Annotated in this window: 9 protein-coding genes; 3 read left to right on the plus strand and 6 right to left on the minus strand. The window is 76.7% G+C overall.

What is annotated here, in order from left to right; genetic code table 11:
- Positions 1–60: 60 nt before the first annotated feature.
- The 3 genes from ABZZ17_RS24380 to ABZZ17_RS24390 are packed head-to-tail and all read right to left on the minus strand — an operon-like array spanning position 61 to position 7075.
- Positions 61–993, minus strand: coding sequence for an ABC transporter ATP-binding protein (locus ABZZ17_RS24380; RefSeq protein ID WP_356878560.1), 933 nt, complete (start codon positions 991–993; stop codon positions 61–63).
- A gap of 41 nt (positions 994–1034) precedes the next feature.
- On the minus strand, positions 1035–3827 hold the full coding sequence (locus ABZZ17_RS24385) for a hypothetical protein (protein ID WP_356878460.1): 2793 nt from the start codon (positions 3825–3827) through the stop codon (positions 1035–1037).
- Positions 3824–7075 (minus strand): FtsX-like permease family protein, encoded by a 3252-nt coding sequence (locus ABZZ17_RS24390; protein ID WP_356878462.1) that lies wholly within the window; start codon positions 7073–7075, stop codon positions 3824–3826. The genes ABZZ17_RS24385 and ABZZ17_RS24390 overlap by 4 nt, the downstream gene beginning before the upstream one ends.
- A gap of 159 nt (positions 7076–7234) precedes the next feature.
- Between ABZZ17_RS24390 and ABZZ17_RS24395 the strand changes: the two genes are divergently transcribed.
- Positions 7235–7972: an ABC transporter ATP-binding protein gene (locus ABZZ17_RS24395; protein ID WP_356878464.1), complete on the plus strand. Its 738-nt coding sequence runs from the start codon at positions 7235–7237 to the stop codon at positions 7970–7972.
- A 90-nt stretch (positions 7973–8062) separates the two neighbouring features.
- On the opposite strand, the gene ABZZ17_RS24400 is transcribed toward ABZZ17_RS24395, so the two are convergent.
- A complete protein-coding gene (locus ABZZ17_RS24400) occupies positions 8063–8536 on the minus strand; it encodes an STAS domain-containing protein (RefSeq protein WP_356878466.1) in 474 nt (157 codons plus the stop codon).
- 194 nt (positions 8537–8730) lie between these two features.
- Between ABZZ17_RS24400 and ABZZ17_RS24405 the strand changes: the two genes are divergently transcribed.
- Complete coding sequence (locus tag ABZZ17_RS24405; protein WP_356878468.1) at positions 8731–9645, plus strand: hypothetical protein; 915 nt, start codon at positions 8731–8733, stop codon at positions 9643–9645.
- Positions 9646–9674: 29 nt separating this feature from the next.
- Here ABZZ17_RS24405 and ABZZ17_RS24410 read toward each other — a convergent pair whose 3' ends face one another.
- Together ABZZ17_RS24410 and ABZZ17_RS24415 are read right to left on the minus strand one after the other, a co-directional pair.
- Positions 9675–11981 carry an FtsX-like permease family protein gene (locus ABZZ17_RS24410; RefSeq protein WP_356878470.1) on the minus strand — a complete coding sequence of 769 codons (2307 nt, stop codon included), beginning with the start codon at positions 11979–11981 and terminating at the stop codon, positions 9675–9677.
- A complete protein-coding gene (locus ABZZ17_RS24415) occupies positions 11978–12763 on the minus strand; it encodes an ABC transporter ATP-binding protein (RefSeq protein WP_356878472.1) in 786 nt (261 codons plus the stop codon). Before ABZZ17_RS24415 ends, ABZZ17_RS24410 begins: the two co-directional genes overlap by 4 nt.
- A 209-nt stretch (positions 12764–12972) precedes the next feature.
- Here ABZZ17_RS24415 and ABZZ17_RS24420 point away from each other — a divergent pair, with 209 nt between their 5' ends.
- The gene (locus tag ABZZ17_RS24420; protein ID WP_356878474.1) at positions 12973–13848 is read left to right on the plus strand and encodes a histidine kinase; all 876 of its coding nucleotides are present in this window, start codon (positions 12973–12975) and stop codon (positions 13846–13848) included.
- The last annotated feature ends 33 nt before the right edge of the window (positions 13849–13881 follow it).

Consider the following 13881-nt stretch of genomic DNA (forward strand, 5'->3'; position numbering starts at 1 on the left):
ACCCGGGCCGCGGAAGTGACGCACGCCCCGTCGGCGCGGGCGGGCGGGGGCGGGCGGGGCTCACGCGCGGCCGGTTTCCTCCGGGTCCTCCGCGTCGTCGCGCCGGACCTCGATCCGGTCGGGCGCCAGGTCCACCGCCACCCGGTCCTCCATGCCCAGCGCCTCCAGGAACTTGGGCGGAAGCTGCACCCGGCCGCTGCGGTCCAGCATCACGTACTCGCGCTCGCTGACCGATTCCGCGCCGTGCTCGTCGGTGACCGTGCGGCGCAGGACCTCGCTGCTGGTGCGGCCGTCGCGGATGGCCACCGTACGGCGGACCTCGCCCGCCACCATCGGGTCGTGCGTCACGATCACCACCGTCGCGCCCAGGTCCCGGTTCACCGAGCGGAACGCCTCGAAGACGGTGGCGGCCGTCTCGGAGTCCAGCTCACCGGTCGGCTCGTCGGCGAGGAGCACCGCCGGGTCGTTGGCCATGGCCACGGCGATCGCGACGCGCTGCTGCTGCCCGCCGGAGAGCTCGGCCGGGCGGCGGTCCCCGAGACCGCCGATCTCCAGGGCCTCCAGCAGCGTGGCGACCCGGCGTGCCCGCGCGGCGCCGGCTTTCCGGCCGCCGCCCTTCAACTGCATCGGCAGGGCTATGTTCTGAGCAGCCGTCAGAAACGGCAGGAGGTTGCGGGACGTCTGCTGCCACACGAAGCCCACCGCCTCGCGGCGGTAGCGCAGCCGGTCGCGGGCGGACATCTCCAGCAGGTCGTAGCCGCCGACGGCCGCCTTGCCCGCCGTCGGGACGTCCAGGCCCGCCAGGATGTTCAGCAGCGTCGACTTGCCGCTGCCGGAGGCGCCGACGAGGGCCACCAGGTCACCCCGGGCCACCGTCAGCTCCAGCCCCTGCAGTGCCTGCACCTCCACCCCGTCCGTGGTGAAGACGCGCACGAGACGGTCGCAGACGATGGCGGTACCGGCGTCACGGGAGCGCGGTTCCGCGGCGGCCAGCGCCTGCCGGCGCAGCTCCTCGTAGGTGGGCGCTTCGCTGTTCAACGTTGGTCTCCCGCTCTCAACTCGGTGGTGATCTGTCGTCGGCCGGACACCGCGGCCTCGGCGAGCACGGCCAGCGCCGCCAGGGCGGCCATGCCCAGGGCCGGGACCAGTACCGGCGGGGCGGTCAGCCGCAGACCGGCCGGCACGTCCGCGCCCACCAGCGCCGACAGGTCGACGGAGGCGCCGAGCACGGCGACGGCGGCCGCCGCGGTCAGGAACCCGCCGAGCGCCGCCGCCAGCACCTGCGGTAGCGATTCCGTCAGGACCAGGGCGATGCCCTGCCGGGGCCGCAGGCCCATCGTGCGCAGCCGGGCCAGCAGCGCTCCCCGTTCGGGGGCGGCCCGGACCAGCCCGAGCAGGACCGCCAGCAGCGCGAACCCCGCGGCGCCGGCGAGTGAGGCCCGGAACAGGCGTCCCGCGGCGTGCTGGAGGGGGCCGGCGTCGAGACGGGCGGCGACCTCCGTACTCGTGTGGACGAGGAACCTGTCGGCCGAGGCGGGGGCGCTCTCCCGGATCAGCTCGCGCACCCGGTCCGGGTCGGCCCGCCCCACGGCGAACCAGTGGGTGGGATCGGCCGCCTGCGGTGCCCGGGCGGTCACCGGACCGGCGGGCAGCACGATGGTGGCCGCCGCCGACCCCGGCCGGGCGGGGGTGCCGTCGACCACGGCCGCCTGCCTCACCTGGAGCTCCGTGCCGTTCCTCAGCCGCACCCGGTACGCGCGGTCGGGAGCGCGTCCGGACAGGTCCTTGCTGAACAGCGCCGGGACCGGCGCACCGCCCGCCGTGCCGCCCAGGACCGCGGGGTCGAACCCGCCGCGGCCCGCCGTCCGGGCCAGTTCGGCGTAAGCCGCGGGCTCGGCGACGACCACCGTGGCCGCGACGGAGCCCCGGTCGGTGTCGAACACGTACGCCTCGGTGTCCACCCAGACGCCCAGGGAGGTCCGTACGCCGGGCAGCGCGCCGGCGGCCCGGGCGAACTCCCTCGGCACCGTCTCCCCGGGAGGCGCCACCACCTGGACGTCGCCGCCGGCCTCGGACCGCGCCACCTGGAGGCGGGACCCGTCCACGGAGGTCAGTACGGCGGCCCCGAAGCCGCCCGTGGTGACGGCCAGCAGCAGGGCGATCAGCGGCAGTACGGAAGGACGCGCCGTCCGGCCTCCGGAGCCGCGGGCGGCCCGGGCCAGTCCGAGGAAGCCGACCACCCCGGCCCGCCGCGCCCCGGCCCATGCCAGCGCCCGTACGGCCAGGGGCTGGACCCGGGCCAGCACGAGCCCCCCGGACAGCGCGATGAGCAGCGGCGCGGCCACCAGGAGCGGGTCGAGCCCGGCTCCGGCCGGGGCGACCCCGCGCCGCCGGACCTCCGCCACGGCGGCCGCGGTCGCTGCCACGACGAGGAGCTCGGCCACCAGCCGGCGCCGGGGCGCGGGCCCGCGCGGGGCCGACAGCAGCACGAAGGCCCGTACGGGGAAGGCCAGCAGGGCCACGAGCGTGACGGCGCCGGCGGCCAGCAGGGCGGGTGCCAGGCGCGGGGTCGGCAACAGCACCAGTGCCAGGGCGGCCGCGAGGACGGCGGCCGGCAGGACGGTCACGGCGCCCTCGGCGAGGAGCCGGCGCAGGATCCCGGCGCGCGATCCGCCCCGGGCCCGCAGCAGGAGCAGTTCGCCCCGACGCCGGTCACCGGTGAGCCCGGCCGCCAGGCAGAACACCACCAGGGCCACCCCGCCCAGCCCGGCCGGTCCGATCGCCGCGAGCGGACCGGCGGCCTGCTGCTGGACCCGTACCTCGCCGAACAGGCGCGGGAGTTCGGAGCCGATCCGCAGATCGGGCCGGCCCGTCTCGTGCGCCAGCTCGGAGGCGGTGGGCCCGGCGACGAGCGCGGAGATCTCGTCCGTCACCCGGGGCAGCGTGTCGGCGCGCAGCCGGTCCGTGTCCACGGGCAGCCGCCAGAAGTCCCTGGAGCCGTGCCCCCACGGGGCGAGCTTGTCCAGGGCCTCGGGACCGACCAGGGCGGAGACGAGCCAGCCGCCGCTCGGGGGCACGCAGGGTTTGGTGGAGCAGGCCTTCGCGGGCATGCAGGCCTGGGTGGCGCAGGCCAGGTCGGTCCAGTAGGCGTCGGCGGGGTCCTCCACGGCGTAGAGGCCGACGACCTCGGCGGTGATCGGCACGGAGACCCCGTCGAGGGGCTTCAGCACGGTGCCGACCTTGGCCTTCAGGGTGTCGGCCGCGCTCTTGGACAGGGCGACGGGAACCGGACCGCCGGGGGCGCCGCCCCCGGGCCAGCGGCCCTCCACGAGCCGCGCGTGCTCGGCGGCCCGGGGCAGGAACAGCAGGTTGGCCTGGGGCGGCTGCTCGTCGAGGACCGCGAGTTCGGGGTTGGCCAGCGTGCGGGGCTTGTCGCCGCTCGCCCCGTGCACCGGCCCGGAGGCGGCCAGCCGGAAGGAGGGGCCGGTACGGGCGACCAGAGTGGCCAGCTGTTCGTCCAGGTCCTTCGGGGACGGGGCGCCCGGCAGGGACTTCGCGCTCGCGTACAGGCTGGTCCGGGCCGGGCCGCCGGCCTGCAGGGAGTCGCGCAGCGCCTGGTCGGCGCCCCGGTCGAGGGCGCGCGGCAGGGCGGTGGCCAGCAGCACGGCGACGAACGCGAGTACCGCCGCCAGCAGCGTGGCGGACGGGGTGGCCCGCAGCCGGATCCACACCCACGGCGTCTGCCGCCCGGCGGTCCCGCGCCCCTCGGCGGCGGCCGGCTCGGGGGCGGGCGGTACGTCCCGGCGGCCGGGGAACGGGCTGGTCACATCTCCTCCACGTGGCGCAGCCGGGCGGCCACTCCTCGGTCGCGGCGGCCGCCGAGCACGGCCGACAGCAGCGGCACGGCCGCGATGACGGCGGCCAGCAGCAGCATCTGAAGCCCCGGCAGGTCCACCAGGACCTCCGGGACGGGCCGGCGCGCCCCGGTGGTCAGGATCATCAGCGGCACCGTGGTGTGCACGATGAGCGCGCCCAGGCCCAGGCCCACGGCCGTACCGAGCCCGACCAGGACGCAGCCCTCGGCGGCGGCGGCCCGGGCCAGGCCCCGCCGGGGTGCGCCGAGGGCCAGCAGGATCGCGGACTCCCGGGCCCTGCGGCGCGCGGCGGCGGCCGCCGAGGCGGCGAATCCGATGGCCGCCAGTACCGCACAGGCCACGGCCAGGGCGGCGAGCGCGGTCTGCGGGCCGGCGCTGAGCGGGTCGTCGAGGAGTTCGGCGGCCACGTCCTCGCGCAGCAGCACCTGCTGCGACCCCGTGGCCGCCCGCAGTTCGGCGGCGGCCCGGCCCGGCGCGGAGTCGTCGCCGGAGGCGGCGGGCAGCCACCACTCGTCGGGTGCGGGCAGGGCGTGCCCGTCGGCGGCGCCGAGCAGCCGGCCGGCGGCGCCGAGGTCGACGGCCACGGCGCGGGCTCCGGCCACGGGCAGGGAGTCCACGGCGCTCGTGATCCGGACCGGGACGACGTCCATGCCCAGCCAGACCCGGATCACGTCGCCCACCTGGGCCCCCACCGCGTCGAGGTAGGCGCGGGTGGCGAGGCCGGGCAGCTCCGGGGGAGCGCTGCCCGCCGGGGTCGCGGTGAGCACCAGGCTGCCGGTCGCGCCGCCCTGGTAGCGCAGCCGCAGCAGGTCCGGGGAGCCGCCGTCGAGGGGCAGCAGCCGGCCCGCGGGCATGCCTTCGCCCAGTGCGGGCGTGGTCAGGTCCCAGGCGGGCGCGGGCACCCGGACGGGTACCGCCGGGCCGCCGGGCGCGCCGGCGACCGAGACCCGGCGCACCGTCAGTTCCCCGGTGACCGGTTCGAGCGCGTCCGGGGGAGCGAAGAAGCCGGGCTCGGCGCCGTAGGCCAGCGCGAACCCGGTGAGGGTCAGGGGCGGGGCGGCGGCTCCGAGCGGGGCGCCGGCCAGGGCCGCGACGTCCACGGAGACGGTGCCGTCACCGCCCTCCGGCAGCGCCGACACCGGCGTCCGGTAGGTCAGGCCGAACCGGTCGCGCAGCAGTACGGCCAGCCGGGGGCCGCCGCTCGCCCGCTCCGCCCGCAGTGTCACGTCGACGTCGATCCGCTGGGGCGTGCCGGGCAGTTCGATCCCGGTGCCGCCCGGGGGTTTCACGGAGAGGGGGCCGAACAGGGCGTTCATGGGCCGTCCGTCGCGCAGGTCGGCCCGCAGCGGCACCGACAGGGCGACGGCGGCGGAGTCCAGCGCGAGCAGTTCACCGGTGCTGGTGTCCGGCAGCGCGTGCCGTACGCGGAGCACCGGGGTGGCCCGGTCGCCGCCGGGCAGGGCCGCGTACCGGCCGCCCTGGCCCAGGGGAGCCAGGTCGCTGCCGGTGATCCGCAGCCCGCCGGCCGTGGTGAAGGAGGCCTGGTCGCGCTGCGAGTCGGACCAGGCGGAGTGCTGGCCGAGCGCCAGTACGCCGCTGGACACCGCGAGGACCAGCAGCAGGACGGGCCCGGTGGCCGCCGCGGGACGGCGCGCGAGCTGCCAGCCCACGAGCGCCTGTCCCAGGCCCCGGCCCCGGGCGGCGAGCCACCCGCCCAGCCGGGCCGCGAACGGCAGCACCCGCAGGACCAGGAGGGTGCCGGCGCACAGGGCGAGGGTGGGGGCGGCGACCAGGACCGGATCCACGCCGAGCCCCCCGGTGTTCCCGTCCGACGCGGCCGGCTCGGCGCCGCTGTAGCGGTCGAGCTGCCGGTGGGCGAGGTAGGCGAACGCGGCCACCGCCAGGTCGAGTCCGGACCGGGCGGCGGCCGACACGCGGGCGCCGCGCCGACCGGCGCGGGCCAGGACCCCGGCCGCCGCCCCGCGCAGGACGGACGGCAGCACGGCCAGCAGGACGCACAGCAGCGCACAGCCGGCCGCGACGGGCCACAGCACCCAGGTGCCCGTCGTGTCCAGGGGGATCCGGGACATCGGGCCGTGGCCGGCCGCGACGCGCAGCAGGAGCGGGGTGAGCAGCGGGGCGAGGACGGCGGCGGGCAGGGCGAGCACCAGCGACTCGGTGGCCGTGAGCAGTCCGAGGCGGCGGCGGGAGGCGCCGCGCGCGGTGAGCAGGACCCGCTCCGGCTCCTGGCGTTCCGTCAGCAGCCGGGCGACGAGGAGCAGGGTGGCCGCGGCCAGTACGGCCAGCTGGAGGGCACCGACGGCCAGGGTGGAGCGGGCGACGCGCTGTGCGGTGTCGAGGCCCCGCAGGTAGTCCGGGAGTTCGGTGGCGAGCGTCAGCCCGGACGGCTTCGCGCCGGGGTCCGGGGCACGTTCGCGGACCCCCTCGACCTGCGCGGCCGTCGCGTTCGAGAAGTCGGGGGTCAGCAGCGTGGCACGGCTGTTCTGCACCAGGCCGCCGACGGTGAAGACGGAGTCGTGGACGAGCATCGGGCCGTAGGTGGCGAAGCTGCCGACCTGGAGTTCCCGCCCGCCGACCGGGTCGAGCCGCCAGTACGGGGCGTCCCGGTCGGCGGCCCGGTAGACCCCGGTGACGAGCACGCTCAGCTGCGGGCCGCCGTACCGGTCGTCGAGGCGCACCTCGGCGGGCAGGGCCGCCGCGTCCAGCCCGAGCCGGGTCAGCGCGGCCTGCGGCACGGCCACCGGTACGCGGGCCGGGACCGGCGCCACCGCCTCGGGCCAGCGGCCGGCGAGGAGCCGTACGCGGTTCTGGTCGAGGGTGGCGAGCACCGTCAGGTCGGCGTCCTTGCCCGCGGTGGTGCCGGCGCCGGGCAGCCCGTACGAGCGGCTGCGGGCCACGCTCTCGACGCCGAAGGGCAGGGGGCCGAACAGTCCGGCGCCGAAGCGGCGGGCGCTCTCGTCGTCGGCGGCGCGGGTGCCGGTGCCGTGTTCGGCGGAGAGGAGGACGGAGGTGTGCGCGCGTCCCGGTCCGGTCAGTGCCTGCCGCATCGACGCGTCGCCCACGTTCCGGGTGAAGGCGAGCAGCGCCGTCAGCGCGGTCGTGGTGATGAGCGCGGTGAGCAGTGCGGCGGCGGCGAGCGGCAGCCGCCCGCGCATCCGGCGCACGACAAAGCCGACCATGTGCCTTTCCTTCCCCCCGATCCGGACCATGGGCACCGGATAGCGGACGATGCTGTCAGATCCGGTCCAGCGGCGGAAGGGACTTGCGCGTTTGATGTGACAGATGAACATATTCGGAACCGAAGGACGGAAGAGCGCCGGTCCGAGGGGGAGCCCACCATGACGCAGCAACAGGACAGCACCGCCGAAGACGCGGCCGCCGCCACGTCGATGATGGTCGTGCGCGACCTCCGCAAGAGCTTCGGTACGGGAGACCGGGCCGTACACGCCCTGCGCGGCGTCACGTTCGAGGCCCGGCGCGGTGAGCTCACCGCGCTCAAGGGGCGGTCCGGCTCCGGCAAGACCACGCTGCTGAACCTGGTCGGGGGACTCGACGCCCCGACGGGCGGAACCATCGAACTGGACGGCACCGACCTGGCCGCACTGGACGAGAACGGGCTCCTCGCCCTGCGCCGCGACCGGATCGGCTTCGTCTTCCAGTCCTTCGGGCTGATCCCCGTACTGACCGCCGCCGAGAACGTCGGCGTGCCGATGCGGATGCGCAAGGTACCGGCGAAGCAGCGCGAGGAACGGGTCCGCACGCTGCTCGCGCTCGTCGGCCTCGCCGACCACGCGGAGCAGCGCCCGGGTGAACTCTCGGGCGGTCAGCAGCAGCGCGTCGCCGTGGCCCGTGCGCTGGCCAACGAGCCCGCCCTGATCATCGCGGACGAGCCCACCGGCCAGCTGGACTCCGAGACGGGCCGCTCCATCATGCGGCTGCTGCGCGCCGTGGTGCGCAGCGAGGGGGTCACCGCACTGGTCGCCACCCATGATCCGACGATGATCGAACTCGCCGACCGGGTGCTGGAGTTGAGCGACGGGCGGATCGTGGAGGCGCGGCCGCCGGAGACGGACTGAGGGGCGGCCGCCGGCCTCCCGGGGGCGGTGGCAGATGCCGGGCCAGTACGAGGGCCAGGAGCAGCGGGATCAGGGTGAGCGCGGTGAAGGTCACGGGCCCACCGGCTTGCGGAGGGCGAGCGGCGGCCGGATCCGGGACTCCAGGGACAGCAGGAGCCGGACGGAGCGGGAGGCCGCGGCCACTTCCCAGGAGCGGCCGCCGAGGACCCACCGGTCCAGCGCGTTCAGCAGGGCCGAGTCGCAGAAGGAGACCAGGGCCGCGTCGAGGACGAGGCGGCGTGCGCCGCGGGCGGCTCCTTCGTCGAGGAGCCCGCGCAAGGGGGCGCAGGTGAAGTGGTCGAACTCGCCGGCCAGGCTGACGGCGAGGACCCCGTCGTGGAGCGTGGACCGTATGCGGGGGAGCGGGTCCGGGCCGGCGTCCGGTCCCGTGCCGGCGGCCCGGGCCGGGCCGGGCGGATCCTGAGGGGCGGGCGGACCGGGCGGTGGCGCCGGAGCGGTCGGGGCGGTCGGAGCGGTCAGAGCGCGGGCCGCGGGCAGTATCGGGGCGTTTATGGGAGCGTTCATACCCCCTCCAACGGGCCCCGCCCCGGGCGGGGAAGCGGCCGGGGCGCTCACTTCACCCGCGCGGGGCCGCCCGCTGACCCGTTCCGGCGATCTTCCTCACCCACCCGGGGCACCCGTACGTCCGCCCGGGCGGCGCGGTACGGACGCGGTCCGCCGCGGGTGGCCGCTGATGGCCGACAGTGGAGCGCGTGGACGTGGACGAGGTCATTGACGCGCTGTACGCGGCGCACCCATCGGGCTTCACGGCGGCGCGGGCCGCGGCCGCCGCCCGGGCGAAGACGGCCGGGGATGCGGAGGCGGCGCGCCGGATCGCCGCCCTGCGGCGGCCCACGCTGGCCGCCTGGACGTCGAACCTGCTCGTACGGACCCAGCCGGAGGAGGCCGAGCAGTTCCTCCAGCTCGGGCAGGCCCTGCGGTCGGCACACCACGCGCTGGACGGCGAGCGGCTGCGGGCCCTGTCCCACCAGCAGCACGTGGTGATCGGGGCGCTCGCCCGCGAGGCCGGGCGGCTGGCCGTGGAGGCGGGGTCGCCGGTGTCGGAGGCGGTGGTGCGCGAGGTGGAGCGGATCCTGTACGCCGTCCTCGCCGGACCGGAGGCGGCCGAGCGGTGGGCCTCGGGCAGGCTCGTACGGACCCCCGAGCCGGAGCTGGACTTCCCCGCCGTCGATCCGGACGCCGTACGGGCCGGGCCGGGGCGGGCGCACGGATCCGGGCCCGCCGGGGACGGCCCGGACGGTGACGTCGGCACCGGCACGGGCGGCACCGACGGGGGCGGCGCCGGCGAGGAGGACGCCGGCGCGGACGAAGGCCGGCTGGAGGCCGCGCGGGCCGCCGTCGACGACGCCGAACGGGCCGTCTCCGTCCGCGAGGAGGAGGAGCGGGAGGCCGACGCGGCCCGTCGGCGCGCGGTGGCCTCGGCGGCGGAAGCCGACGCCGTGGCGGCCCGGCTGGAACGGGAGGCCGGGCACGCGCGGGACGAACGGGACCGGGCCTACGCGGCGGTCACCGAAGCCGAGGCCCTCCACCGCGAGGCCGGCCGCGCCGCCCGGGAGGCCCGCGACGCCGTCACCGCCGCGCGGGAGCACCTCCGCGCCCTCGGGGCGCCCTGAGGGCACGCAGGCGGCCGGGTCCCCGCCGCTTACTCGGTGTGCAGCGCGGAGGCGATCGTGGTCCGCGCGGCCGCCCGGGCCGGTACCAGGGCGCCGAGGACGGCGATGGCGACCCCCGCCAGCAGCAGCCCCGCCAGCTGCGGCGCGTGCCAGACGTCCTTCATCGGCCCGGTGAACGACACGATCCCCACGTTGTCGACGACCAGCCGGTGCGCCGCCACCCCCAGCGGGATCCCCAGCAGGCCCCCGACCGCCCCCACACCCGTCACCGAGGTCACGGTCATCACCACCACCTGACGGGGGGTCATGCCGATCGACTTCAGCATCCCGAGGTCGCGGCGGCGCTCCCTGGTGTTCAGCAGCACCGTGTTGAAGACGCCGAGGGCCGTCACGACCGACAGCAGCACGGTGAACACCGAGGAGAAGCCGACGACGGTGGTGGTCGCGGCGCTGCCCGTCCCCGCGACCTCGGCGCGCAGGCCGGGGTCGAGCGCGTTGACGGCGTCGGCGTACGCGCCGGCGTCCGAACCGGGCGCGAGCTCCACCCGGTACTGCCTGGCCCGGAGCTCCGGCGCGAGCGCTTCCAGCGTCTCCCACGACGTGGCGAACGCCTGCGCGTCACCGTCGACGAGCTCGCCGACGACCCTTCCCGGCACCCGCCCGCCGTTCAGCTCCAGGGTGACCTCGTCGCCGACCGCGAGCCCCCGCTCGGTCAGGAACGCGGGCCCGGCGACGACCTCCCCGGCCGCCCGGGGGACGCGGCCGTCCGCGAGCGTCGCGGCGTACGAGGTGAGGTCGCCCCGGTAGAAGTCCGCGAACGCGGGCTGCGCGTACCCGACCAGGCTCACCTGGGACAGGGCCCGGGCCCGTACCCCGCGGGCACCCGGCAGGGAGCGGAGCCGCTCCTCGGTCTCCGCGTCGCCCAGCCGCAGGGGCGGGATCCCGTTGAGCGGGGCGCCCGTCATGACGGTGACGGCGGGGACGTCGCCCCGGCCGGTCTTCGCGTACGCGAGCATCGTCGAGGTCAGGCCCGTGGACAGCGTGACCGTGGTGACGCCGAGGACGATGGCGGCCATCGTCAGCAGGGTCCGGGCCGGGCGGGCGAACGGCTGGCCGAGACCCAGGCTGACGGAGCGCGGCAGCGCGGTGGCGCCCAGCAGGCGCTGGACGCGCAGCCCGCGCCCGGTGCGCGAGGAGCCCCCCGCGCTGATGGCCCGCGCCGCCGGCAGCCGGTGCGCCCGGAGCGCGGGAACCAGCGCGGTGAGCAGGACCAGGGCGGGAACGCCCAGCAGGCAGACCACGAAGACCCAGGGGTCGACGGTGGTCACGACGGCGTTGCCGGTCTCGGTACCGGAGAAGGCGACCTTCAGGATGGGTCCGGCGAGCGCGCCGCCGGCCAGGGTGCCGAGCAGGCACCCGGCGGCCGCGGGCACACCGGTCATGGCGAGGTAGACGGCCACCACCTGGCGGGGGGTGAAGCCCATCGCCTTCAGCACACCGATGTGCCGGTAGCCGGAGACGACGGCTCCGCTCACCACGTTCCCGACGATCAGGGCGGAGACGAGCAGGCCGAGCACGCCGAAGAGCCCCATGAACGGCAGGTAGGCGCCGGCCCGGGAGGAGAAGGCCTTCTTGAGGGTGAGGTAGGACTGGGAGGCGGTCAGGGACTCCTCCGGCAGGCCGGCGGTGGCCCCGGCCAGCCCGTCGCGGACGGCCGCGGGGGAGGAGGCGTCGGCGAACCGGTAGAGCATCTGGGCCGAGGCGGGGCGCAGTTCCGCCACCTGGTCCGGGGTGACCCACGCTCCGGCGGACTGGCTCATGCTGGTCGCGAAGCCCACCACGGTGAGCGTCGGCACCCCCGGGGACTCCAGCTTCGAGCCGAGGAGGTCGTCGTAGGGCGAGCCGCCGATGTCCCAGTTGACGACGATCTCCCCGGACGCGGCGGGCCAACGGCCGCTCAGCAGGTCGATCCGGTCCACCGGTCCGCCCGGATCGGCCCGGCCGACCACGGTGAGCGGGCCGCGCGGCATCCAGAGCCAGTCCCCGGGCACCTCGACGACGGCCTGGCGGAACGGTCCCGCGGCGGCCTCCACCCCGGGCCGCCGGGCGGTCTGCGCCAGCTGTGCGTCGGACACCCGGGCCAGCTCGTACGTCGCCGTCGCGTGCGCCCCGCGCTGGGCGGCGTAGGCCTTGTCGAAGGGGGCCGAGGCGGCCGCGAGCAGGGCCAGGGCGAGCAGCACCGTCGTGGTCGAGCACAGCACGACGAGGCCGATCACGACCGTCTGCACCCTGCGTCGCCGGACGGCGGCGCGCGCGGCCCTCCACACGGCGCTCACGCGCCCGCCTCCGCCGCGCCCGCGGCCGGGGCGCCCGCGGCCGGGGTGCCCGGGTCCGGGCCGCTCGGGTCCGGGGTGCCCGGGTCCACGGCGCTCTCGCGGGCCACCCGGCCGTCGGCGACCTCGACCAGGCGGCCGGCGCAGCGGGTCGCCAGGTGCGGGTCGTGCGTGACGATGAGGAGGGTCTGGCCGATCTGGTTGAGGTCGATCAGCAGGTCCATCACCTGCTCGCCCGAGCGGCTGTCGAGGGCGCCCGTCGGCTCGTCCGCCAGCAGCAGGGCCGGACGGTTCATCAAGGCCCGTGCCACGGCGACCCGTTGGCGCTCGCCGCCGCTGAGGGTCGCCGGGTAGTGGTCGCGGCGGCCGGCGATGCCCAGCTCGTCGAGGAGCTCCAGGGCCCGCCGACGGGCCTGACGGGCGGACACGCCGGTCAGCTGGGCGGCCAGGGCGACGTTGTCGAGGGCCGGCAGGTCGTCGATCAGGTTGAAGAACTGGAAGATCATCCCGACGTGGCGGCGGCGGAACAGGGCCAGGCCCGTCTCCGTCAGGCTCCCCAGGTCCTGGCCGTGCACCTGGACCGTGCCGGCGGTCGGCCGGTCCAGGCCGGCCACCATGTTCAGGAGCGTGGACTTGCCGCAGCCCGACGGGCCCATCACGGCGACCGCGTCGCCCCGCCGGATCTCCAGCGAGAGGCCGTCCAGGGCCTTCGCGTCGCCGTACTCCTTGTGCACGCCGTCCAGCCGGACGACCACCGGCCGCGCACTGTCGTGATCAGTTGTCATGCCCCGAACTTAGAAGGGGGACCGTGGCGCGGGCGTCACCCCCCGGATGCAGAAGGACGGGCAGGTCATACCGGGGATGTACGGAGGTGGGCCCGCCGGAGGGATGCGGACTACGGCCCGGACTGCGACGATGGAGAGCGTAACGATCTTCAGCGCGGGGCCGGGGGGACGGGCTCGCGGGGAGCGGGCGGGCGGACGGGGTGGACGGGGTGGGGTGGCAGACGGGCGGCGCGCTGGGCGCCGCGTGCCTGGCGCTGGCGACGGCGTTGGGTCTGGGGATCGCGCTGGCGCGGGAGCGGCGCGCGCACCGGGCGGCCCTCGGTGAGCGCGGCTGGTTCCTGGAGCGAGAGCGGGAGAGCGCGGCCCGCAGCGCGGTCGACGCGGAACGGGCGAGGATCGCGGCCGAACTGCACGACATCGTCAGCCACAACGTGAGCCTGATGATCGTGCAGGCTGGGGCCGCCCGCGAGGTGCTGACGGCCCTGCCGCAGGACGCGGCGGACGCGATGAGCGCCGTCGAGAGCGCCGGACGGACCACGATGACCGAACTGCGCACCCTGCTCGGTCTGCTGGCCCCCGCCCAGGACGGCCGGGACGAACCGTACGCGGTCGCCGCGGAACTGACCCCGCAGCCCAGCCTGAGCCGGCTGGGCCCGCTCATCGACAAGATCGCCTTCGCCGGTCTCCCGGTGGAGGTGCGGATATCCGGCCAACCGCGCCCGCTGCCGGCCGGGATCGACGTGACCGCCTACCGCATCATCCAGGAGGCCCTCACCAATGCGCTCAAACACGGGAACGCCGAGAGGGCCGAGGTGACGGTGCGGTACGCCGACCACGCGCTGCGGGTCGAGGTGCTCAACTCCGGCCCGAGCGTGCTGTCGGACCGCGACGGCGGGCCTGACGGCGTCCGTGACGGGGCGGAGCGGCACCCGGCACCGGCCGGAACCCCGAAGGGCGACGGCACGGGCCGTGGCCTGATCGGTCTGCGCGAGCGGGTGGCCGTCTACGGAGGCGACCTGGACGCCCGCCGCCGCCTCGGCGGCGGTTACCGGGTCCGCGCCCGCCTGCCCCTGGACCGGCCGTGACGGCGCCCGAGCCGGCGCCCGAGCCGGCGTTCG

The organism is Streptomyces sp. NPDC006512, assembly GCF_040611935.1.
In the GTDB taxonomy this organism is placed as follows: Bacteria; Actinomycetota; Actinomycetes; order Streptomycetales; family Streptomycetaceae; genus Streptomyces.

Bases quoted from the DNA above. Each gene is read 5' to 3' on its own strand.
- ABZZ17_RS24400 (WP_356878466.1), bottom strand. From the start codon at position 8,536: ATGAACGCTCCCATAAACGCCCCGATACTGCCCGCGGCCCGCGCTCTG.
- ABZZ17_RS24390 (WP_356878462.1), bottom strand. From the start codon at position 7,075: ATGGTCGGCTTTGTCGTGCGCCGGATGCGCGGGCGGCTGCCGCTCGCC.
- ABZZ17_RS24395 (WP_356878464.1), top strand. From the start codon at position 7,235: ATGACGCAGCAACAGGACAGCACCGCCGAAGACGCGGCCGCCGCCACG.
- ABZZ17_RS24415 (WP_356878472.1), bottom strand. From the start codon at position 12,763: ATGACAACTGATCACGACAGTGCGCGGCCGGTGGTCGTCCGGCTGGAC.